Genomic DNA, 19,679 nt, shown 5'->3' with positions numbered 1-19,679 from the left:
ACATTCGAAGCGGACGCAGAGCGTCCCGGGCTGCACTCCCACGCAGAGCGTGGGAGCGATCATTGCCCTTTATGGCTTGTATGGACATGTCTACCCGCGACAGCCGGGCGTTCTATCCGTCAGCCATATCACCTCTCGTGTTTCTGTTTGCGCCCCGCGTGCCTATAATGGCTGCCTTTTTCGCCCAATGATTTTGCGGAGCTGGTGATGGCCGAACGTAAGGCTTCTGTCGAGCGCGACACTCTGGAAACCCAGATCAAAGCCTCGATCAACCTTGATGGCACCGGAAAGGCCCGATTCGATATCGGTGTTCCTTTTCTTGAGCACATGCTGGATCAGATCGCCCGTCACGGGTTGATCGACCTGGATATTGAATGCAAGGGCGATCTGCATATCGACGACCACCATACGGTGGAAGACGTCGGTATCACCCTCGGCCAGGCATTTGCCAAAGCCATCGGCGATAAAAAAGGCATCCGTCGCTACGGTCATGCTTACGTGCCGCTCGATGAAGCGCTGTCGCGCGTGGTGATCGATTTCTCCGGTCGTCCAGGCCTGCAGATGCACGTGCCGTACACCCGCGCCACCGTCGGTGGTTTCGACGTTGACCTGTTCCAGGAATTCTTCCAGGGCTTCGTCAACCATGCGTTGGTCAGCATGCACATCGATAACCTGCGCGGCACCAACACCCACCACCAGATCGAAACCGTGTTCAAGGCTTTCGGCCGCGCGCTGCGCATGGCCGTCGAGCTGGATGAGCGCATGGCCGGGCAAATGCCATCGACCAAAGGCGTTCTGTAATGCAGACGGTTGCAGTTATCGATTACGGCATGGGCAACCTGCACTCGGTGGCCAAGGCGCTCGAGCACGTCGGCGCCGGCAAGGTGCTGATCACCAGCGATGCGGCGGTGATTCGTGAAGCTGACCGCGTTGTGTTCCCCGGTGTTGGCGCGATTCGCGATTGCATGGCGGAGATCCGTCGCCTCGGTTTCGACTCGCTGGTGCGTGAAGTCAGCCAGGATCGTCCGTTCCTCGGCATCTGTGTCGGCATGCAAGCCTTGCTCGACAGCAGCGAAGAGAACGATGGCGTCGATTGCATCGGCCTGTTCCCTGGCGCGGTGAAGTTCTTCGGCAAAGACCTGCATGAAGACGGCGAACACCTGAAAGTCCCGCACATGGGCTGGAACGAAGTGCAGCAGAAGGTCAGCCACCCGCTGTGGCATGACATTCCGGACATGGCGCGTTTCTACTTCGTGCACAGCTACTACATCGCTGCCGCCAATGCGCGGCAGGTGGTTGGTGGCGGTCATTACGGTGTCGATTTCGCTGCGGCGCTGGCCGATGGTTCGCGCTTCGCCGTGCAGTTCCACCCGGAGAAAAGCCATACCCATGGCCTGCAGTTGCTGCAGAACTTCGCGGCGTGGGACGGTCGCTGGTAAATGGCCGCCAAGAAAACCAAACCGCCGATTCTGACCCTCACTCCCGAACAGGAGAACGAGGCCAATCGCAAGATTCAGCGGTTCATGGAAGACCGTTTCGAACTCGATCTGGGATCGTTCGAAGCGGGGGAAATTCTTGAGCTGTTTACCCGCGAAATTGCTCCGCACTATTACAACAGGGCGATTTTCGATGTGCAGACCCACCTCAAAGAGCGGTTTGAAAGCATCGAAAGCGACCTGTGGGCGCTCGAAAAAAATTAGGAGCAGCTGCAAGCCGCAAGCTTCAAGCTGCAAGAACTGGTACACCGCATGCTCGCAGCTAGTCGCTTGCAGCTTGCCGCTCTTTTGACGAAGGAAAAAGCATGCTGATTATTCCCGCTATCGATCTTAAAGACGGTGCCTGCGTACGTCTGCGCCAGGGCCGCATGGAAGATTCCACAGTGTTCTCCGATGACCCGGTGAGCATGGCTGCCAAGTGGGTGGAGGGCGGTTGCCGCCGTCTGCATCTGGTCGATCTGAACGGTGCGTTTGAAGGCCAGCCAGTCAACGGCGAAGTGGTCACCGCGATCGCCAAGCGTTACCCGACCCTGCCGATCCAGATCGGTGGCGGCATCCGTTCGCTGGAAACCATCGAACACTACGTCAAGGCTGGCGTGAGCTACGTAATCATTGGCACCAAAGCCGTGAAAGATCCGGCGTTCGTCGCTGAAGCGTGCCGCGCGTTCCCGGGCAAGATCATCGTCGGTCTGGACGCCAAAGACGGCTTCGTCGCCACCGATGGCTGGGCGGAAATAAGCACCGTGCAGGTCATCGATCTGGCCAAGCAATTTGAAGCCGACGGCGTCTCCTCGATCGTTTATACCGACATCGCCAAAGACGGCATGATGCAGGGCTGCAACGTACCGTTCACCGCTGCGCTGGCTGCCGCTACCAAGATCCCGGTGATCGCGTCCGGGGGCATCCACAATCTCGGTGACATCAAATCGCTGCTCGACGCCAAGGCGCCGGGCATCATCGGCGCCATCACGGGTCGCGCGATCTACGAAGGCACCCTCGACGTCGCAGAAGCGCAAGCTTTTTGCGATTCGTATAAAGGCTGAGGACTGACCATGGCTCTGGCCAAACGCATCATCCCTTGCCTGGACGTGGACAACGGCCGGGTCGTCAAAGGTGTGAAGTTCGAGAACATCCGCGACGCCGGTGACCCGGTAGAAATCGCCCGTCGCTATGACGAGCAGGGTGCCGACGAGATTACCTTTCTCGACATCACCGCCAGCGTCGATGGTCGCGACACCACGCTGCATACCGTCGAGCGCATGGCCAGCCAGGTGTTCATCCCGCTGACCGTCGGCGGTGGTGTGCGTACCGTGCAGGACATTCGTAATCTGCTGAATGCCGGTGCGGACAAGGTGTCGATCAACACCGCTGCCGTGTTCAATCCGGAATTCGTGGGCGAAGCCGCGCAGCATTTCGGCTCGCAGTGCATCGTCGTTGCCATCGACGCCAAAAAGGTTTCCGGCCCGGGCGAAACCCCGCGCTGGGAGATCTTCACCCACGGCGGGCGCAAGCCAACCGGTCTCGACGCGGTCGAGTGGGCGAAGAAAATGGAAGGCCTTGGCGCCGGCGAAATCCTGCTGACCAGCATGGATCAGGACGGCATGAAAAACGGTTTCGATCTCGGCGTGACCCGCGCGATCAGCGACGCGCTGGGCATTCCGGTGATTGCTTCCGGCGGTGTCGGCAACTTGCAGCACTTGGCTGACGGCATTCTCGAAGGCCACGCCAGCGCTGTGTTGGCGGCGAGTATTTTCCACTTCGGCGAATACACCGTGCAGGAAGCCAAGGCCTACATGGCTAAACGCGGCATCACGATGCGTTAAGCGTCAAAATCGATACAGGCCAGTGGACACCATGGCGCACCCAAGGCACTCTTGGGCACGCCATGGATTTCGGTAGCCCAACATGATCAAACGCCTGCTTCTAGTTCTCGCCAGCGCCTCTCTGTTGCTCATCAACACGGCCCGCGCCGAAACCAGTCCCGACACCGATCTGGTGCTCCTTACCGAAAACTTCCCGCCGTACAACATGGCGAAGAACGGCAAAAATTTCGCCCAAGGCGAAAACATCAACGGCATCGCCACCGACATCGTTCGGGAAATGTTCCAGCGTGCCGGCGTCACTTACAGCCTGACCCTGCGCTTTCCTTGGGAGCGCGTGTACAAACTCGCCCTGGAAAATCCTGGTTACGGCGCCTTCGTGATGGCGCGCCTGCCGGATCGCGAAAAACTCTTCAAATGGGTCGGCCCGATCGGCCCGGACGACTGGATCCTGTTGGCCAAGGCTGACAGCAAGATCACCCTCGAAACCCTTGAGGACGCGCGCAAATACAAGATTGGCGCGTACAAGGGCGATGCAATTGCCGAGACACTGACCAAGCAAGGCTTGAAGCCGGTGGTGGTGTTGCGCGATCAGGACAACGCCAAGAAGCTGGTCAATGGTCAAATTGATTTATGGGCCACGGGTGATCCGGCCGGGCGCTATCTGGCAAGGCAGGATGGGGTGACGGGGCTGAAGACGGTGCTGCGTTTTAACAGCGCTGAGCTGTATCTGGCGCTGAACAAGGACGTGCCGGAAGAAACCGTGAAGAAGCTGCAGGCCGCGCTGGACCAGATGCGCAAGGATGGTGTGGTGGATGACATCATGGGGCGGTATTTGTAGCGCTTGTTAAAAGATCGCAGCCTTCGGCAGCTCCTACAGAGGAATGCATTGCCAATGTAGGAGCTGCCGAAGGCTGCGATCTTTTCAGCGGTAAACGCCATCCTTGCCGTGTGCTGCAGTCGCCTTGTTACTGCGCACACTGATCATCTGCCGGATATCAATCCACTCAATCCCCTGAGCCTTCAGCTTCGGCAATTCGCGCTCCAGCACCGCCAGCGTCTGCGGATACGGATGCCCGATCATCACCGCCGAACCCTGCTTGTGCGCCAGGCTGATGGCTGTCTGCAACTGCGTGTAAATCGCCGCCTCAGTTCGCTCATCATCAAGAAACACATCCCGCGAAACGCTCGCCAGATCGATCTTCTGCGCCTGCTGCGCGGCGACGGTTTGCGCACTGGTGCGGCTGTCGACGAAGAACTTGTGGCGGCGCTGCAACTCGCCCATCAACCACGCCATCGCCACTGGTTGCGCAGTCATGCGGCTGCCCATGTGGTTATTAATGCCGGCGGTGTACGGCACCATTTTGAACGCGGCGTTCAAGCGTTTTTCCAGTTCTTCGATAGGCAGATCGGGGTGCCAGGCGTAAGGCCCGGTGGCCGGATCCATTGGCATGTGCAGGATGACGATCTTGCCGGCGCGATGAGCCTCGCGGGCAAATTCGGTGGCGTGCGGGGTGTCGGGCATGATCGCCGTGGTCACCGGACCGGGCAGGGCCAGCACGCGGCGATCCCGGGGCAGGTTTTGCCCCAGGTCATCGATGATCAGACTCAGGTAGGCCTTGTGAGGCTTTGGGCTGACGGGCTCTGCATGAGCAGCACCCGCCAGACAGCACAACAGAACGAAGACGAAACGCAAAGACATCCTCAACGGCCGGACGTAATGCTCAGCCCTTTGAGCAGGCTCAGGGCCTGGGCCAATTGGTAGTCATCATCCTGCGGCATGGCTTTAGGCTTGGCGCCCGAACCGGTCGGTTTGTCGGCGCCGCCGTTGCCGTTACCCAAGTGACCTTGCAGGTCGGCTTCTTTGAAGTAATCGCCGTCCGCCTCGTTGGTGATCTTGGCTTTGCGCACTTCAATGTCCGGGACGATGCCCTGCGCCTGAATCGAGCGGCCGTTCGGCGTGAAGTACAGCGCGGTGGTGATCTTCAGCGCGCGGTCGTTGTTCAGCGGCAGCACGGTTTGTACCGAGCCCTTGCCGAAACTGGTGGTGCCCATGACCACGGCGCGTTTCTGATCCTGCAAGGCGCCGGCGACGATTTCCGAGGCCGAGGCGCTGCCACCGTTGATCAACACCACCATTGGCACCGCTTCGCTTTCGTCTTTGCCCGTGGCGGAGAAGCGCAGTTCGGAGTTGGCGATGCGACCCTTGGTGTAAACGATCAGGCCTTTGGTAATGAAGTGGTCGACCACTTCCACCGCTGCCTGCAACACGCCGCCCGGGTTGTTGCGCAGGTCGAGAATGATGCCGTTGAGCTTCTTGCCGTTGTCCTTGCGCAGCTTGGCCAGAGCCTTGGAGACCTCTTCGCCGGTCTTGACCTGGAACTGGGTGATGCGGATGTACGCATAGCCGGTTTCCAGCAGCTGCGCCTTGACGCTCTTCACCTGAATCACTGCACGGGCCAGGGTCACGTCGAACGGCGTGCCGCCATCGCGAACCAGGGTCAGGGTGATTTTCTGGCCGATCTTGCCGCGCATTTTGTCGACGGCTTCGGTCATGGTCTGGCCGCGAGTCGGCTGGCCGTTGATCTTGACGATGAAGTCACCGGCCTGAATACCGGCCTTCGATGCCGGGGTGTCGTCGATTGGCGAGACGACTTTGATGAAGCCGTCTTCAGCGCCGACTTCGATACCCAGCCCGCCGAACTCTCCGCTGGTGCTTTCCTGCAGTTCGGTGAAGTCCTCTGGGCCGAGGTAGGCCGAGTGCGGATCAAGGTTGCTGAGCATGCCCTTGATCGCGTTTTCCAGCAGGGTCTTGTCGTCCACCGGCTCGACGTAAGCGGCTTTGATCCGATCCATGACCTCGGCAAAGGTGCGCAACTCTTCCAGCGGCAACGGCGCCTTGGAGGTCGCGGCTGTGCCTGCCGGAGCGACGGCCGGAGCCGGTTGAGCGGCGAACGCCAGAGGCGCGCCGATCACCAGGGCGATCGTCAGGGCCAGCGAGGTAAGACGGGACAAATGCAGCATGTCGAACGAACTCCTAATGTAGGTGACTCAACGCCTATCCTTGCGCGCGGCACCATTGCGCCGGATCACTCGGGTGACCCTGCTGACGAATTGCGAAATACAGCGCTGATGTGTCCTGACCGCCACTGTTACCGACAGTGGAAATCGACTCACCGGCTTTGACCACGTCACCCGCTGACTTGAGCAGCGTCTGGTTGTGGCCGTAAAGACTCAAAAAACCGTTGCCGTGATCGAGGATCACCAGCAGCCCGGCGCCACGCAACCAGTCGGCGAACACCACGCGCCCGCCGTGCACGGCATGCACCTGGCTGCCGGCGGCGGCGCTGATCATCACGCCATCCCACTTGGTACGGGCGTCGTCGCCACGGCTTTCACCGAAGCGCGCCAGTAGTCGACCATCAACCGGCCAAGGAAGTTTTCCCCGGGTTGCAGCAAAAGCGCCACCGAAGGTCTCGCCGCTGCTGGAAACCAGCGCGCCGGGCGTCGATTTGGCGGGTTTTCGTGGGGCGTCGGTGTTTTCCGCCTGCGCCTCACGCAAGCGCTTTTTTTCCGCTTCCTGCTGGGCGATCAGCGCTTTCTGCCGCGCTTCTTCTGCCTCACGGGCCTGACGGGCCAGGGTTTCTTCAATGGTTTTAAGGACTTTAGACAGGTCTGCCTGATCCTGCTCGCGTGCGGCGAGTTTCTGATCGCGGGCCTTTACGTCGTCATTGAGCTTGGCGAGCACCTGCTGACGTTCCTTGCGGACTTTTTCCAGTTCGTCGCGCTGGGTGTCGAGGCTGCTTTTCTGCACCAGCAATTGCGCCTGCTGCGCGGCGATGTCCTGTTCGACATTGGCCAGTTGGCGCAGGGTTTCGTTGAAGTTCTTCAACTGCTCCAGGCGGGCCTGGCTCAGGTAATCGTAATAGGTGAGGGTGCGGGCGAATTTCTCGGGATTCTGCTGGTTGAGCAGCAGCTTGAGGTACTCCTGCCGACCGTTCTGATAAGCCGCACGGGCCTGAATGGCGATCAGTCGTTGCTGTTCAGTGCGCGCGCTCTGGAGTTTTTTTTTCTCTGCATCGAGTCGCTGCAGCTCGGATTCGCTTTTCTGCAGTTCTTTCTGCAGCGCATCGACCTGCTTCTGCAGCTTGCCCAGTTCGGTTTCTGTGCCCTTGAGCTCTTTCTGCACGCCGGATTTTTCTTCCTGAACTTTGCCCAGCAGCTTTTTCAGCTCGGCAATGTCCTGACGCGTGGCGTCCAACTGCTGTTGGGTTTGCGCGCGCTCGTCAGCGAAGGCCGGTTGGAGCAGGCATGTCAGAGCAAGGGCGATCAGGACGCGAAGCATAGGGGCGGGCGGCACCAGGGTAAGGGACGGCCTAGTATGCCCGCCCGAGGCTGCAAAAAAAACGCCCAATTGGGGCTGTGTGATAACTGGCCTGAAAAACACTGCAAAACCAATGTGGGAGCGAGCCTGCTCGCGAAAGCAGTGTGTCAGGCGACATCGCTGTCGACTGATCCACCGTATTCGCGAGCAGGCTCGCTCCCACAAGGTTAGGTGTGGTTTACACCAGGATGGAAGTGCCGGTCATCTCCGCCGGTTTTTCCAGACCCAGCAGCTTCAGCATGGTCGGTGCCACGTCCGCCAGCACGCCGCCTTCACGCACTTTCAGATCACGCTTGCCGACATAAATGAATGGCACCGGCTCGGTGGTGTGCGCGGTGTGCGCCTGGTGGGTTTCTTCGTCGGCCATTTTTTCAACGTTGCCGTGGTCAGCCGTGATCAGTGCTTCACCGCCAACCTTTTCCAGTGCTTCAACGATGCGACCGACGCAAGTGTCGAGGCATTCAACCGCTTTCACCGCCGCGTCGAACACACCGCTGTGGCCGACCATGTCGCCGTTGGCGTAGTTGACCACGATCACGTCGAAACGCTGGTTTTCGATGGCCTCGACGATACGGTCGGTGACCTCCGGCGCGCTCATTTCCGGCTGCAAGTCGTAAGTGGCGACTTTCGGCGACGGGATCAGAATGCGCTCTTCGCCCGGGAACGGCTCTTCACGACCACCGGAGAAGAAGAAGGTCACGTGCGCGTATTTCTCGGTTTCAGCGATACGCAGCTGGGTTTTGCCATTCTTTGCCAAGTAATCGCCCAGCACGTTTTCCAGGCTGCCCGCGGCGAATGCCGACGGTGCCGGGATGCTTGCCGCGTATTGGGTCAGCATGACGAACCCGGCCAGTTTTGGCTGGCGTGCGCGCTCGAAATCCTTGAAATCGTCTTCGACGAATACGCGAGTCAACTCGCGGGCGCGGTCGGCGCGGAAGTTCATGAACACCACAGCGTCGCCGTCTTCAACTTTCACCGGCTCACCGATGGTCGTGGCTTTGACGAATTCGTCGCTCTCGCCGCGAGCGTAAGCCGCGTCGAGGCCTTCCTGCGCGGTGGCGGCGTTGAATTCGCTGTTGCCGTCGACGATCAGGTTGTAGGCCTGAGCGACGCGATCCCAGCGGTTGTCACGATCCATTGCGAAGTAACGGCCGATAATGCTGGCGATGCGGCCCTTGCCCAGTGCCTGGAAGGTTGCATCGAGCAATTCGATCGACGAGGCAGCGCTTTTCGGCGGCGTATCGCGGCCATCAAGGAAAGCGTGCAGGTAGATTTTTTCAGCGCCGCGCTTGAAGGCCAGTTCGGCCATGGCGATCAGGTGATCCTGGTGGCTGTGCACGCCGCCATCGGAGAGCAGACCCATGAAGTGCACGGCTTTACCGGCGGCCACGGCTTTATCAACAGCGGCGCAGATGGTCGGATTCTCGAAGAATTCGCCGTCCCGGATCGACTTGGTCACGCGGGTGAAGTCCTGATACACCACGCGGCCGGCGCCGAGGTTCATGTGGCCGACTTCGGAGTTGCCCATCTGGCCGTCCGGCAGACCGACGTCCATGCCGCTGCCCGAGATCAAGCCGTTTGGCACGGTGGCCCACAGGCGATCAAGGACGGGCTTCTTCGCCGCAAAAACGGCGTTGGATTCGGGGCTTTCGCTGTGACCGAAGCCGTCGAGAATCATCAGGACCAAAGGTTTAGGCGTGGTAGTCATGGAATCCACTCGTGGCTAATAAAGAAGAGGGCGATGGAAAAGGGAGTTGGAGTTTAAAGCTAAGTTCCGACCGCGTCACCGCCGGACGGGGTTTGGCCCACCATAGTGGCTGTGTATACTGGCCGACATTTTAACGCCCTGGAACCTCCTTCGATGGTTGCTCACCTGATTGAATTTGCCACTAACCACTACATTCTTGTCGGTATCTTCGTCGTACTGCTGGCTCTGCTGCTGGCGCACACGATGCAGGGCGGCGGTAAAAGCCTGAGCACCGGCGAACTGACTGCGCTGGTCAATAAAGACGCAGGCGTGGTGGTGGACATCCGTCCGGCGAAGGATTTCGCTGCCGGCCACATCGTTGGCGCGATCAACATTCCCCAGGACAAACTGGCTGCGCGCACCGCCGAGCTGGAAAAGCACAAGGCCAAGACCATCATTCTGGTCGACGCCCTGGGCCAGACCGCCGGCACCCACGCCCGCGAACTGATGAAATCCGGCTTCACCGCCGCCAAGCTGTCCGGCGGGATCTCCAGCTGGAAAGGCGACAACCTGCCGCTGGTGAAATAAATGAGCGAAGTCATCGTCTACTCCAGCGACTACTGCCCTTATTGCTCCCGAGCCAAGTATCTGCTCGAGAACAAAGGCGTGGCCTTCAAAGAGATCAAGGTCGATGGCAAGCCGCAGGTGCGCGCCGAAATGGCCCAGAAAGCGGGGCGCACGTCCGTTCCGCAGATCTGGATCGGTAGCAAGCACATCGGCGGTTGTGATGATTTATTTGCCCTGGAGCGCGCCGGCAAACTCGACGCGCTGCTCAAGGCCTGAACGGCTGCACCCACGTACAGCACTCCCTAAAAGACCCAAGATCAGAAAGGATCTGAGATGACTGACCAACAGAACACTGCAGCCAGCGAAGAAGAAACCGCACCGCAATTCTCCTTGCAGCGCATCTATGTACGCGACCTGTCCTTCGAAGCCCCGAAAAGCCCGGCGATCTTCCGCCAGCAGTGGGATCCGGCGGTCGGTCTGGATCTGAACACTCGTCAGAAAGCGCTGGAAGGTGATTTCTACGAAGTCGTGCTGACCCTGTCCGTCACCGTGAAAAACGGTGAAGAAGTTGCTTTCATCGCTGAAGTGCAACAGGCCGGTATCTTCCTGATCAAGAACCTCGACGCAGCTTCGATGAGCCACACCCTGGGTGCGTTCTGCCCAAACATCCTGTTCCCGTACGCCCGCGAAACCCTGGACAGCCTGGTCACCCGTGGTTCGTTCCCGGCGCTGATGCTGGCTCCGGTGAACTTCGACGCCCTGTACGCGCAAGAGCTGCAGCGCATGCAGGAAAGCGGCGAGACGCCAACCGTTCAGTAAACGGTCTGGGCTACAAAGAAAAAAGCGCCGCAACAGGCGCTTTTTTCTTGGCTGATCGTTCCTACGCTCCGCGTGGGAGTGCCTCTGGGGACGCTCCGCGTCCAGTGACGCGGAGCGTCACGGGCTGCATTCCCACGCAGAGCGTGGGAACGATCAGGTGGAGTGTTATTTAAAGTCGTTCTGGCGCCAGGCTTCGTACACGGCGACCGCCACGGTGTTGGACAGGTTCAGGCTACGGCAGCCTTCACGCATCGGCAGACGCAGGCGCTGATCCGGCCCAAGGGCGTCGAGCACTTCCGGCGGCAAGCCACGGCTTTCCGGGCCGAAGATGAACGCATCACCCGGGACAAACGCCGCATCATGAAACGGCCGCGAGCCCTTGGTGGTGAACGCATACACCCGAGGGTTGCCGATGCTCTCCAGGCAACTGGCGAGGTCGGCATGGCGTTGCAGCGTGGCATATTCGTGGTAGTCGAGACCGGCACGGCGCAAGCGCTTGTCGTCCATCTCGAAGCCCAGCGGTTCGATCAAATGCAGGTGGCAGCCGCTGTTGGCGCACAGCCTGATAACGTTGCCGGTGTTCGGCGGAATTTCTGGTTGAAAAAGGATGACGTGAAACATGCACGGCTCCGAAGGTAAAGATGACGCGCATTCTACGCCGCAAGCAGACCGGCGTTCGAAACTATTCCCGCGAGTGATCGGTTCGCTGGCGATTGTCGGCATGATGATCGGCTTGATGATTGGCCGTCTGACCACGCCGGATCCCAGTGTGCTGCAGCAAGTCGAAGTGACTGACGGCGGTTTGGTGGTGTGGTTCAACAACGAGCCGAAGCTGCACGGTGAGATCATCGATGGCACCGTGGCGCTGCTGTTTCAGGCCGAGGGCCGGGCGCAGAAAGGTCAGCTCAAGCTCAACGGCAAAGACGTGAACTGGCGCACGCGAGCGAGTGACGGAGGGTTGTTGCTGACGGTGCTGGCGGCGCGGCCGCTGCAAGGAGACTGGGCCGGCAGCAAGGTCGATGACCGCTGGCGGCTGGAGATCCATCTCCGCGAGTAATAAAAGCGGGAATCCCTGACCTGCCTGTATCAGGGTTCCCAAAACGGGGTGGACTTCGCGTGACGCGTCGGTCCGGTGTAAAGAGGGAACCCCCGGCCTGCCTGTACCAAGGATCCCAAAAGGGTGGGCGCATCGCGTGGCGATCTGCGCCCGGTGTAAAGAGGGGAATCCCCGGCCTGCCTGTACCAAGGTCCCCGAAACGGGTGGTGAAACGAATCACCTGTAAGAGGTATTGCAGGGCGCGTGCCAGGTTTTAATTTGTTGAAACAAAAAAGCTGAGCAGACACGCGAAAGCCCCGGGATTCGGGGCTTTCGTGTTTTTTGAAGGCTGAGCTTTTAAGGTTTTGAGGTGGTCTTTTGAAAGACTGGCAGTGCCCGATCACAGGTCATCGTGCATCCATGCGGTGCACGGAGAACCAAATGTGGGAGCGGGCTTGCTCGCGAAGGTGTCGTGTCAGTCACCCTATATTTCAATGACCCACCGCATTCGCGAGCAAGCCCGGTCCCACAGGGGATATCGGGTGCTCGCCTATTATGTGTTAACCCTCATCCCCCTCATCCTCATCCGCCCCATCAACCTTCATCCCCAATTCCTTGATCTTGCGCGTCAGGGTATTACGCCCCCAACCCAGCAACACCGCCGCATCACGGCGACGTCCGGCCGTGTGCTTCAGCGCCGTCTCGATCATGATTCGCTCAAACGCCGGCACCGCGCTGTCGAGCAAACTCGACTGGCCGCGCGCCAAGGCTTGATCGGCCCACTGACGCAGCGCCTGCTCCCAGTTGGTCACTGGCGCCGAATCCTGCGGCAGGTTCAACAGTTCCGGCGGCAGGTCGCTGATGTGCACTTCGCGCCCGGACGCCATCACCGTGATCCAGCGGCAGGTGTTCTCCAGCTGACGCACGTTGCCGCCCCACGGCAGGTTTTTCAGGTATTCCTCGGTCTCGCTTTTCAGCAGCTTCGGTTCGACCGCCAGTTCTTGCGCGGCGCGGCTGAGGAAGTGCTTGGCCAGGGTCGGGATGTCTTCGCGACGATCCGACAGGCGCGGGATGTGGATGCGGATCACGTTGAGTCGATGGAACAAGTCCTCACGGAATTTGCCGGCGTGCACCAGGGTTTCCAGATTCTGGTGCGTCGCGGCGATGATGCGCACATCGACCTTGACCGGCACATGCCCGCCAACGCGATAGAACTCGCCATCGGCCAGAACCCGCAGCAAACGGGTTTGCGTATCTGCCGGCATGTCGCCGATTTCATCGAGGAACAGCGTGCCGCCGTCAGCCTGTTCAAAGCGGCCGCGACGCAAATTCGCCGCGCCGGTGAACGCGCCTTTCTCATGGCCGAACAGCTCGGACTCCATCAGATCCTTGGGGATCGCCGCCATGTTCAGTGCGATAAACGGCGAGGCCGCGCGCGGGCTGTGGCGGTGCAGGGCGTGGGCGACCAGTTCTTTGCCGGTGCCGGATTCGCCGTTGATCAGCACGGTGATGTTGGAGTGACTCAAGCGCCCGATGGCGCGAAACACTTCCTGCATCGCCGGCGCTTCGCCGATGATTTCCGGGGTGCGGGTCAGTGCTGGTACAACTTCCAGGCCTTGCTGTTCTTGCGCGTGCTGGTTGGCACGTTTGACCAGCGACACCGCTTCATCAACGTCGAACGGCTTCGGCAGGTACTCGAACGCGCCGCCCTGATACGAGGCGACAGCGCTGTCCAGATCGGAGTGAGCGGTCATGATGATGACCGGCAACCGTGGGTGCTGCTCGCGAATCCGCGCCAACAGATCCAGACCGCTGGCACCCGGCATACGAATGTCGGAAATGATCACGTCAGGCTGCTGACGGGCCAGCCGACTCATCACGCCATCGGCGCTGTCGAAGCTCTGGGTGGTCATGCCTTCCTGCTGCAAGGCCTTTTCCAGAACCCAACGGATAGAACGGTCGTCATCGACGATCCACACGGTTTCACTACGGCTCATGTCGATGTGGCTCCTTGTTCCAGTGGCAGAAAGATCGAGAAGGTGGTGTGGCCTGGATGGCTGTCACATTCGATCAGGCCCTGGTGCTGGCTGATGATGTTCTGGGTAATGGCCAGGCCGAGTCCGGTACCGTCCGGGCGTCCGCTGACCATGGGAAAGAAAATGGTTTCTTGAAGTTCCGCAGGGATCCCCGGGCCGTTGTCGATGATCTCGATCTTGGTCACCAGACGATGGCGGACGTGGCCGATGGTGAACTGGCGCATGGCGCGGGTGCGCAGGCTGATGCGGCCCAGGCGCAGCTCGTTCTGGCTGCTGATCGCCTGCATCGCGTTGCGCACGATGTTCAACACTGCCTGAATCATTTGTTCGCGGTCGATCAGCACGTCGGGAATGCTTGGGTCGTAATCGCGCACCAAGGTGATGCAGCCCTGACTTTCCGCTTCGACCAGATGGCAGACGCGTTCCAGCACTTCGTGAATGTTGCACATCGCCAGTGACGGCAACTTGTTCGAGCCGAGCATGCGGTCGACCAGATTGCGCAGGCGATCGGCCTCTTCAATGATCACGTTGGTGTAATCGCGCAGGCTTTCTTCCGGCAGTTCGCGGGCGAGCAATTGCGCGGCGCCACGGATGCCGCCGAGGGGATTCTTGATCTCGTGGGCGAGGCCGCGCACCAGCATTTTACTGGTTTCCTGTTTGGAAATTTGCGCCTCTTCCTTGGTGATCCGCAGCAAGCGATCACGCGGATGCACTTCCAGCAGGAGCATGGTCGCGCCGTTGCTGAGGATCGGCGTCACCGCGTAATCCACGGTCAGCGTCTGGCCAGTGAGGGCGGTGAGCATCGCTTCGCGCTTGGTGAACGGATGCGCCTGCTCTACCGCTTGGCGCAACGAATTCAGCGCTTCGGTGGATTCAGTGAACAGCTCGCTGATGAATTGCCCATGGCTACGCTGCCCGCTGATGGCGAGCAGCATCTCCGCCGCCGGGTTCATGTACTCGAGGCGCAGTTCGGCGTCGAGCAGGATGGTGGCGGTGGTCAGGTTGTCGAGCAGCAAACGGTGGATTGCGTCGCTAATGGTCATCGGAGCCTCTTTTGGGGGCGGAGCGTGCGCAACAAGCAAGCGTCGGTGAACTGAAAATGCAAAAACCAAACCAAGGCTCTGAAAAGAAGCGCTTAACCCCTGAAACAGGCGTTTGACGCTCGTTTACGTGGCACTGGGCCAGCTCTCGCGGGTAGTTTCGAACCAAAATGGGTTGGAATGTGAGTACGGTGCAGGCTGTTGCACCAATATAGTGCGCAAAGCTGAACGGCGTTAGAAGAAACGCAGGAAGGGGTTTTTCGGCTCGGGCGGTTTGTCTTTCAAGGGGCATTCCGGACGTACGCCGTAGTCGTCGGCGACGCAGGGTTTGACCTGGCGTTTCTGCGCGAGGGAAATGCGCAACATGTGGAACGGCTGGTTGGCGGTGCGCTCGACAGTGCGGCCCTCCGAGTCGAGGATTTCAACCGAGAGATTATGGCTGCCGCGATCAATGTTGTTCAGCGGGAAAACCGGGCTTAGGCCGGGTTCGCCGGTGGCCTGGCCGTCCAGTAATAGGCGATAGCGGTGACCACGTTGCAGGCCGGGTTCACTGGTGACGCTGACGATAATTTCGCCGGCGCTGCTGCGAATCGTCGCATCGGGTTCGGGCACCAGAATGCGCAGCATGTCGTAGTGGAAGGGTGGTTGTTCCGGGGATTTTCTTGCGGTGGTGATCGGTGCGGCAGCGGTTGGATTGGCGGACATGCGATTGCTGGTCGCGATCGGTACGCGCTTGGCGTTGCTGCGCGGTTGATCGGTGTAGACGCGGTTACCTTGCGAATCAATGTAAGTGAACACCTCGGCTGAGGCCTGCAGTGTCACCAGCGCCATCGCGACGATCAGCCACGCGCGGATCATGGTATGTGCACCCGTTGTACGCTGAGGGCGACGGGCGGGCTCTGTTGAATGATCGTCTGACCGTCGATGACCTGCACGGCGAGGCGATGCTCGCCGCGATCGACGTTGACCAATTGCAGGATCGGCACATTGCTTGGCTGGCCGTAGGGTTCGTCATCGAGTACCAGCCTTAATTGATGCGGCGGTTGCAGGCGTGGCTTGATCAGCACGTTGACGGTGAAGGTGCCGTTGTTCGCGCGCAGGGCTTCTTCGGTGGGCAGCCCGGCGAGTTCGAGGATGTCGTAGGCGTTGCGCTGAGATTCGCGGTTGTCGCTGACGGGCGCAGGGGGTGCGCTCGGCGCTTGCGGCTCGACGCGATTGAGCGGCGGCAATTCCACGGGCTGCGCCTGTACGCCGTCCGGCGAGTGATCGCTGTACACCGTGTTGCCGTTGGCATCGGTGTACTTGTAGATCTGCGCGGCGGCGGGCAGGGCGATCAACAATAGAATGTAGAGAAAGGTGCGACCCATGAAATCGACCGGGATTGAAAGCGATGGGGTGCAGCATAGGTCAGGGTGGGCGAGAGGCCCAAGCTGTTAACAATTGGAATTGAAAAGCAAAGTCAAAAGATCGCAGCCTTCGGCAGCTCCTACAGGGATCGATGTAGGAGCTGCCGAAGGCTGCGATCTTTTGATCTGCAATAAAAAAGGCCTCCCGAAGGAGGCCTCTTTCACTCACGCCACGGAGCGCGGCGCTACCGGATCAGCAGCTGTAGTACAGCTCATATTCCAGTGGGTGTACGAAGGTGCGAACCTTGATTTCTTCTTCCGATTTCAGCGCGATGTAAGCGTCGATGAAGTCGTCGGAGAATACGCCGCCCTTGGTCAGGAACGCGCGGCCCTTGTCCAGCTCTTCCAGGGCTTCTTTCAGGCTGCCGCAAACTTGTGGGATCTCTTTCGCCTCTTCAGGCGGCAGGTCGTACAGGTTTTTGTCAGCAGCGTCGCCAGGGTGGATCTTGTTCTGGATACCGTCCAGACCAGCCATCAGCAGTGCTGCGAAGGCCAGGTACGGGTTGGCAGCCGGATCCGGGAAGCGGGCTTCGATACGGCGGGCTTTCGGGCTCGACACGTAAGGAATACGGATCGAAGCGGAACGGTTGCGAGCCGAGTAGGCCAGCATGACCGGAGCTTCGAAGCCTGGTACCAGACGCTTGTACGAGTTGGTCGCCGGGTTGGTGAAGCCGTTCAGGGCCTTACCGTGTTTGATGATGCCGCCGATGAAGTACAGAGCGGTGTCGGACAGGCCGGCATAGCCTTCACCTGCGAAGGTGTTTTTGCCGTCTTTCCAGATCGACATGTGTACGTGCATGCCCGAACCGTTGTCGCCGTACAGTGGCTTCGGCATGAAGGTCGCGGTGCGGCCGTAAGCGTCAGCAACGTTGTGTACAACGTACTTCAGGGTTTGGGTTTCGTCGGCTTTCTTCACCAGGGTGTTGAACTTGACGCCGATTTCGTTCTGGCCGGCAGTCGCCACTTCGTGGTGGTGAACTTCAACGGTCAGGCCCATTTCTTCCAGTGCGTTGCACATGGAGGTACGGATTTCGTGGTCGTGGTCGAACGGTGGAACCGGGAAGTAGCCGCCTTTGACGCCTGGACGGTGACCCTTGTTGCCGCCTTCGATGTCCTGGTCGGACATCCACGAACCTTGCTCGGAGTAGATCTTGAACATCGAGCCGGAGATGTCCGACTTGAATTTCACCGAGTCAAAAATGAAGAATTCTGGCTCTGGACCGGCGAATACGGTGTCACCGATACCGGTGGCTTTCAGGTGTTCTTCGGCGCGCTTGGCGATCGCACGTGGGTCGCGGTCGTAGCCTTGCATGCTCGAAGGTTCGATGATGTCGCACACCAGGATCAGGGTGGCGTCTTCGGTGAACGGGTCGAGAACGGCAGTTTCGTCAACCGGCATCAGGATCATGTCGGAGGCTTCGATGCCTTTCCAGCCAGCAATGGAGGAACCGTCGAACATTTTGCCGACTTCGAAGAAGTCGTCGTCCAAAGCATCGCGAGCCGGCATGGTCACGTGGTGCTGAGTACCTTTGGTGTCCGTGAAGCGCAGATCAATCCACTTGACGTCATGATCTTTGATGAGTTGAACCGTCTTCGACATATGTCCTCCGGGTGGCTTCGGGCTTGGTAGTGGATGCCCTTAAATGTGGGTGATGCCGGCGCGAATACTCTGCCAAGGCAACCTGCCTCACAAGGGAGCAAATTACATGCCAGTGCCCCAGCATGGGTTTTTTGCCCCAAATTCACGCTTATTAAGGTGCAAAGCGTCTTAATGCTGCAAATCTCGCCCCCTAATGTAGCGTCCCCAATCGAAAATGACCCGTTTTGGTGCAGACAAAACCTTCTGCACATTAACTGGTTAAACCTTGAGCAATTTCCGCTATAATCCGCGCCCCCCTTTTTCGGCTGGCCGTTCGCGCGCTGTTTTCATGAAACTAATCGTAAAAGTCTTCCCCGAGATCACCATCAAAAGCCGACATGTAAGGACGAAATTCATCCGCCAGTTGGCCAAGAACATCCGCACCGTGCTCCGCGACCTGGACCCGGCCGTGGTGGTGAACGGTGTGTGGGACAATCTCGAGCTGGAAACCCGCATTACCGACGCCAAAGCCTTGAAAGAGATGGGTGAGCGCCTGACCTGCATGCCGGGCATCGCGCACTTTCTGCAGATCGACGAGTACCCGCTGGGCGACTTCGACGACATCACCGAGAAGTGCAAAGAGCACTACGGCGATGCGCTGGCCGGGAAGATCTTTTCGGTGCGTTGCAAGCGTGCCGGCAAGCACGCGTTCAGCTCGATGGACGTCGAAAAATACGTCGGCAGCAAGCTGCGTCGTGAGTGCGGTGCTGCCGGGATTGACCTGAAATCGCCGGAAATCGAAGTCCGTATCGAAGTTCGCGACAAACGGTTGTTTGTGATTCACAGCCAGCACAACGGCATCGGCGGTTACCCGCTCGGCGCCTTGGAGCAGACGCTGGTATTGATGTCCGGCGGCTTTGACTCGACCGTTGCGGCCTACCAGATCATTCGTCGCGGCCTGATGACCCACTTCTGTTTCTTCAATCTGGGCGGTCGCGCCCATGAGTTGGGCGTTATGGAAGTCGCGCATTTCATCTGGAAGAAGTACGGCAGCTCGCAACGCGTGCTATTTGTCAGTGTTCCGTTCGAAGAAGTTCTCGGCGAAATTCTCGGCAAAGTCGATAACAGTCATATGGGCGTCGTATTGAAGCGTATGATGTTGCGCGCGGCGTCCAACATCGCTGACCGCCTGCAGATCGAAGCGCTGGTCACCGGCGAAGCGATCTCCCAGGTGTCGAGCCAGACGTTGCCGAACCTGTCGGTGATCGACTGCGTGACCGACAAGCTTGTCCTGCGCCCGCTGATCGTGGCGCACAAGCAGGACATCATCGACACGGCCAATGAAATCGGCACCGCCGATTTCGCCCGGCACATGCCGGAATACTGCGGGGTCATTTCGGTCAACCCGAAGACCGCCGCCAAACGCGGTCGCGTTGAGCACGAAGAGAAAGAATTCGACATGGCGGTGCTCGAGCGTGCGCTCGAAAACGCCAAACTGGTGCCGATCGATCGCGTGATCGACGAATTGGGCCAGGACGTACAGATTGAAGAAGTCAGCGAAGCACTGGCCGGCCAGATCGTGATCGACATCCGTCACCCGGATGCCGCCGAGGATGAGCCGCTGGAACTCGCTGGCGTAGAAGTACAGACGATGCCGTTCTACGCAGTGAACGCTCGTTTCAAGGAGCTGGATCCGACTCGCCAGTACCTGCTGTATTGCGACAAAGGCGTGATGAGTCGCCTGCATGCTCACCATTTGCTCAGTGAGGGGCATGCCAATGTGCGCGTTTATCGTCCGATCTAAGTGCC

General features: G+C 59.4%; 21 protein-coding genes. 11 read left to right on the top strand and 10 right to left on the bottom strand.

Annotated elements, in window-relative coordinates; genetic code table 11:
* Positions 1–207: 207 nt before the first annotated feature.
* The 6 genes from hisB (at position 208) to ACIOMO_RS11970 (ending at position 4,157) form a co-directional block, all read left to right on the top strand.
* Positions 208–801 (top strand): imidazoleglycerol-phosphate dehydratase HisB, encoded by a 594-nt coding sequence (gene hisB / locus ACIOMO_RS11995; protein ID WP_042557195.1) that lies wholly within the window; start codon positions 208–210, stop codon positions 799–801.
* Positions 801–1,439 carry an imidazole glycerol phosphate synthase subunit HisH gene (gene hisH, locus ACIOMO_RS11990; RefSeq protein ID WP_053116587.1) on the top strand — a complete coding sequence of 213 codons (639 nt, stop codon included), beginning with the start codon at positions 801–803 and terminating at the stop codon, positions 1,437–1,439. The genes hisB and hisH overlap by 1 nt, the downstream gene beginning before the upstream one ends.
* Positions 1,440–1,700 (top strand): DUF2164 domain-containing protein, encoded by a 261-nt coding sequence (locus ACIOMO_RS11985; protein ID WP_053116588.1) that lies wholly within the window; start codon positions 1,440–1,442, stop codon positions 1,698–1,700. It begins immediately after the preceding gene.
* A 101-nt stretch (positions 1,701–1,801) separates the two neighbouring features.
* Positions 1,802–2,539, top strand: a complete 738-nt coding sequence (gene hisA, locus ACIOMO_RS11980) for a 1-(5-phosphoribosyl)-5-[(5-phosphoribosylamino)methylideneamino]imidazole-4-carboxamide isomerase (RefSeq protein WP_007909210.1) — start codon at positions 1,802–1,804, stop codon at positions 2,537–2,539.
* 9 nt (positions 2,540–2,548) lie between these two features.
* Positions 2,549–3,319: an imidazole glycerol phosphate synthase subunit HisF gene (gene hisF / locus ACIOMO_RS11975; RefSeq protein WP_053116590.1), complete on the top strand. Its 771-nt coding sequence runs from the start codon at positions 2,549–2,551 to the stop codon at positions 3,317–3,319.
* An 82-nt stretch (positions 3,320–3,401) separates the two neighbouring features.
* Positions 3,402–4,157 (top strand): ABC transporter substrate-binding protein, encoded by a 756-nt coding sequence (locus ACIOMO_RS11970; RefSeq protein ID WP_053116591.1) that lies wholly within the window; start codon positions 3,402–3,404, stop codon positions 4,155–4,157.
* Positions 4,158–4,241: 84 nt separating this feature from the next.
* Here the strand turns inward: ACIOMO_RS11970 and ACIOMO_RS11965 are convergent, their stop codons facing one another.
* The 4 genes from ACIOMO_RS11965 to gpmI form a co-directional block, all read right to left on the bottom strand.
* On the bottom strand, positions 4,242–5,018 hold the full coding sequence (locus ACIOMO_RS11965) for a divergent polysaccharide deacetylase family protein (RefSeq protein WP_212549954.1): 777 nt from the start codon (positions 5,016–5,018) through the stop codon (positions 4,242–4,244).
* Between the two features lie 2 nt (positions 5,019–5,020).
* Positions 5,021–6,340, bottom strand: coding sequence for a S41 family peptidase (locus tag ACIOMO_RS11960; RefSeq protein WP_053116593.1), 1,320 nt, complete (start codon positions 6,338–6,340; stop codon positions 5,021–5,023).
* Between the two features lie 34 nt (positions 6,341–6,374).
* Entirely contained in the window at positions 6,375–7,661 is a 1,287-nt protein-coding gene (locus ACIOMO_RS11955; protein ID WP_053116594.1) for a murein hydrolase activator EnvC, read from the bottom strand.
* A 217-nt stretch (positions 7,662–7,878) separates the two neighbouring features.
* Positions 7,879–9,408 carry a 2,3-bisphosphoglycerate-independent phosphoglycerate mutase gene (gpmI, locus tag ACIOMO_RS11950; protein WP_053116595.1) on the bottom strand — a complete coding sequence of 510 codons (1,530 nt, stop codon included), beginning with the start codon at positions 9,406–9,408 and terminating at the stop codon, positions 7,879–7,881.
* 153 nt (positions 9,409–9,561) lie between these two features.
* On the opposite strand from gpmI, the gene ACIOMO_RS11945 reads away from it, so the two are divergent.
* Genes ACIOMO_RS11945 through secB form a run of 3 tightly spaced genes read left to right on the top strand, consistent with a single transcriptional unit; the run spans position 9,562 to position 10,773 of the window.
* The gene (locus ACIOMO_RS11945) at positions 9,562–9,975 is read left to right on the top strand and encodes a rhodanese-like domain-containing protein (protein ID WP_008080560.1); all 414 of its coding nucleotides are present in this window, start codon (positions 9,562–9,564) and stop codon (positions 9,973–9,975) included.
* Complete coding sequence (grxC, locus tag ACIOMO_RS11940; RefSeq protein ID WP_007909231.1) at positions 9,976–10,230, top strand: glutaredoxin 3; 255 nt, start codon at positions 9,976–9,978, stop codon at positions 10,228–10,230.
* A 57-nt stretch (positions 10,231–10,287) separates the two neighbouring features.
* A complete protein-coding gene (gene secB / locus ACIOMO_RS11935) occupies positions 10,288–10,773 on the top strand; it encodes a protein-export chaperone SecB (protein ID WP_016772114.1) in 486 nt (161 codons plus the stop codon).
* Between the two features lie 165 nt (positions 10,774–10,938).
* Here the strand turns inward: secB and ACIOMO_RS11930 are convergent, their stop codons facing one another.
* Positions 10,939–11,394, bottom strand: a complete 456-nt coding sequence (locus tag ACIOMO_RS11930) for a tRNA (cytidine(34)-2'-O)-methyltransferase (protein WP_053116597.1) — start codon at positions 11,392–11,394, stop codon at positions 10,939–10,941.
* On the opposite strand from ACIOMO_RS11930, the gene ACIOMO_RS11925 reads away from it, so the two are divergent.
* Positions 11,393–11,830 (top strand): hypothetical protein, encoded by a 438-nt coding sequence (locus tag ACIOMO_RS11925; protein WP_053116598.1) that lies wholly within the window; start codon positions 11,393–11,395, stop codon positions 11,828–11,830. The two genes, ACIOMO_RS11930 and ACIOMO_RS11925, sit on opposite strands and share 2 nt — an antisense overlap.
* Before the next feature lie 539 nt (positions 11,831–12,369).
* Here the strand turns inward: ACIOMO_RS11925 and ntrC are convergent.
* From ntrC to glnA, 5 genes are all read right to left on the bottom strand, one after another.
* Positions 12,370–13,806, bottom strand: a complete 1,437-nt coding sequence (gene ntrC, locus ACIOMO_RS11920; RefSeq protein WP_053116599.1) for a nitrogen regulation protein NR(I) — start codon at positions 13,804–13,806, stop codon at positions 12,370–12,372.
* Positions 13,803–14,888: a nitrogen regulation protein NR(II) gene (gene glnL / locus ACIOMO_RS11915; protein WP_053116600.1), complete on the bottom strand. Its 1,086-nt coding sequence runs from the start codon at positions 14,886–14,888 to the stop codon at positions 13,803–13,805. Before glnL ends, ntrC begins: the two co-directional genes overlap by 4 nt.
* Positions 14,889–15,119: 231 nt before the next feature.
* Positions 15,120–15,743, bottom strand: a complete 624-nt coding sequence (locus ACIOMO_RS11910; RefSeq protein ID WP_401240812.1) for a DUF4124 domain-containing protein — start codon at positions 15,741–15,743, stop codon at positions 15,120–15,122.
* On the bottom strand, positions 15,740–16,252 hold the full coding sequence (locus ACIOMO_RS11905) for a DUF4124 domain-containing protein (protein ID WP_401240810.1): 513 nt from the start codon (positions 16,250–16,252) through the stop codon (positions 15,740–15,742). The genes ACIOMO_RS11910 and ACIOMO_RS11905 overlap by 4 nt, the downstream gene beginning before the upstream one ends.
* Before the next feature lie 232 nt (positions 16,253–16,484).
* Positions 16,485–17,891 carry a type I glutamate--ammonia ligase gene (gene glnA / locus ACIOMO_RS11900; protein ID WP_008080570.1) on the bottom strand — a complete coding sequence of 469 codons (1,407 nt, stop codon included), beginning with the start codon at positions 17,889–17,891 and terminating at the stop codon, positions 16,485–16,487.
* Positions 17,892–18,219: 328 nt separating this feature from the next.
* Here glnA and thiI point away from each other — a divergent pair, with 328 nt between their 5' ends.
* Positions 18,220–19,674, top strand: coding sequence for a tRNA uracil 4-sulfurtransferase ThiI (gene thiI, locus ACIOMO_RS11895; RefSeq protein ID WP_401240807.1), 1,455 nt, complete (start codon positions 18,220–18,222; stop codon positions 19,672–19,674).
* Positions 19,675–19,679 lie beyond the last annotated feature (5 nt).

It is taken from the genome of Pseudomonas sp. NPDC087804, from assembly GCF_044742965.1.
Lineage (GTDB): Bacteria > Pseudomonadota > Gammaproteobacteria > Pseudomonadales > Pseudomonadaceae > Aquipseudomonas > Aquipseudomonas rustica.
The sequence above is the reverse complement of the archived record's forward strand: the minus strand, read 5'-3'. Positions and strand labels throughout refer to the sequence as shown.

What these genes read in the sequence shown, in the direction of transcription:
- hisB (WP_042557195.1), top strand. Translation starts at nt 208, where the DNA reads ATGGCCGAACGTAAGGCTTCTGTCGAGCGCGACACTCTGGAAACCCAG.
- hisH (WP_053116587.1), top strand. Translation starts at nt 801, where the DNA reads ATGCAGACGGTTGCAGTTATCGATTACGGCATGGGCAACCTGCACTCG.
- ACIOMO_RS11985 (WP_053116588.1), top strand. Translation starts at nt 1,440, where the DNA reads ATGGCCGCCAAGAAAACCAAACCGCCGATTCTGACCCTCACTCCCGAA.
- hisA (WP_007909210.1), top strand. Translation starts at nt 1,802, where the DNA reads ATGCTGATTATTCCCGCTATCGATCTTAAAGACGGTGCCTGCGTACGT.
- hisF (WP_053116590.1), top strand. Translation starts at nt 2,549, where the DNA reads ATGGCTCTGGCCAAACGCATCATCCCTTGCCTGGACGTGGACAACGGC.
- ACIOMO_RS11970 (WP_053116591.1), top strand. Translation starts at nt 3,402, where the DNA reads ATGATCAAACGCCTGCTTCTAGTTCTCGCCAGCGCCTCTCTGTTGCTC.
- ACIOMO_RS11965 (WP_212549954.1), bottom strand. Translation starts at nt 5,018, where the DNA reads ATGTCTTTGCGTTTCGTCTTCGTTCTGTTGTGCTGTCTGGCGGGTGCT.
- ACIOMO_RS11960 (WP_053116593.1), bottom strand. Translation starts at nt 6,340, where the DNA reads ATGCTGCATTTGTCCCGTCTTACCTCGCTGGCCCTGACGATCGCCCTG.
- ACIOMO_RS11955 (WP_053116594.1), bottom strand. Translation starts at nt 7,661, where the DNA reads ATGCTTCGCGTCCTGATCGCCCTTGCTCTGACATGCCTGCTCCAACCG.
- gpmI (WP_053116595.1), bottom strand. Translation starts at nt 9,408, where the DNA reads ATGACTACCACGCCTAAACCTTTGGTCCTGATGATTCTCGACGGCTTC.
- ACIOMO_RS11945 (WP_008080560.1), top strand. Translation starts at nt 9,562, where the DNA reads ATGGTTGCTCACCTGATTGAATTTGCCACTAACCACTACATTCTTGTC.
- grxC (WP_007909231.1), top strand. Translation starts at nt 9,976, where the DNA reads ATGAGCGAAGTCATCGTCTACTCCAGCGACTACTGCCCTTATTGCTCC.
- secB (WP_016772114.1), top strand. Translation starts at nt 10,288, where the DNA reads ATGACTGACCAACAGAACACTGCAGCCAGCGAAGAAGAAACCGCACCG.
- ACIOMO_RS11925 (WP_053116598.1), top strand. Translation starts at nt 11,393, where the DNA reads ATGCACGGCTCCGAAGGTAAAGATGACGCGCATTCTACGCCGCAAGCA.
- ACIOMO_RS11930 (WP_053116597.1), bottom strand. Translation starts at nt 11,394, where the DNA reads ATGTTTCACGTCATCCTTTTTCAACCAGAAATTCCGCCGAACACCGGC.
- ntrC (WP_053116599.1), bottom strand. Translation starts at nt 13,806, where the DNA reads ATGAGCCGTAGTGAAACCGTGTGGATCGTCGATGACGACCGTTCTATC.
- glnL (WP_053116600.1), bottom strand. Translation starts at nt 14,888, where the DNA reads ATGACCATTAGCGACGCAATCCACCGTTTGCTGCTCGACAACCTGACC.
- ACIOMO_RS11910 (WP_401240812.1), bottom strand. Translation starts at nt 15,743, where the DNA reads ATGATCCGCGCGTGGCTGATCGTCGCGATGGCGCTGGTGACACTGCAG.
- ACIOMO_RS11905 (WP_401240810.1), bottom strand. Translation starts at nt 16,252, where the DNA reads ATGGGTCGCACCTTTCTCTACATTCTATTGTTGATCGCCCTGCCCGCC.
- glnA (WP_008080570.1), bottom strand. Translation starts at nt 17,891, where the DNA reads ATGTCGAAGACGGTTCAACTCATCAAAGATCATGACGTCAAGTGGATT.
- thiI (WP_401240807.1), top strand. Translation starts at nt 18,220, where the DNA reads ATGAAACTAATCGTAAAAGTCTTCCCCGAGATCACCATCAAAAGCCGA.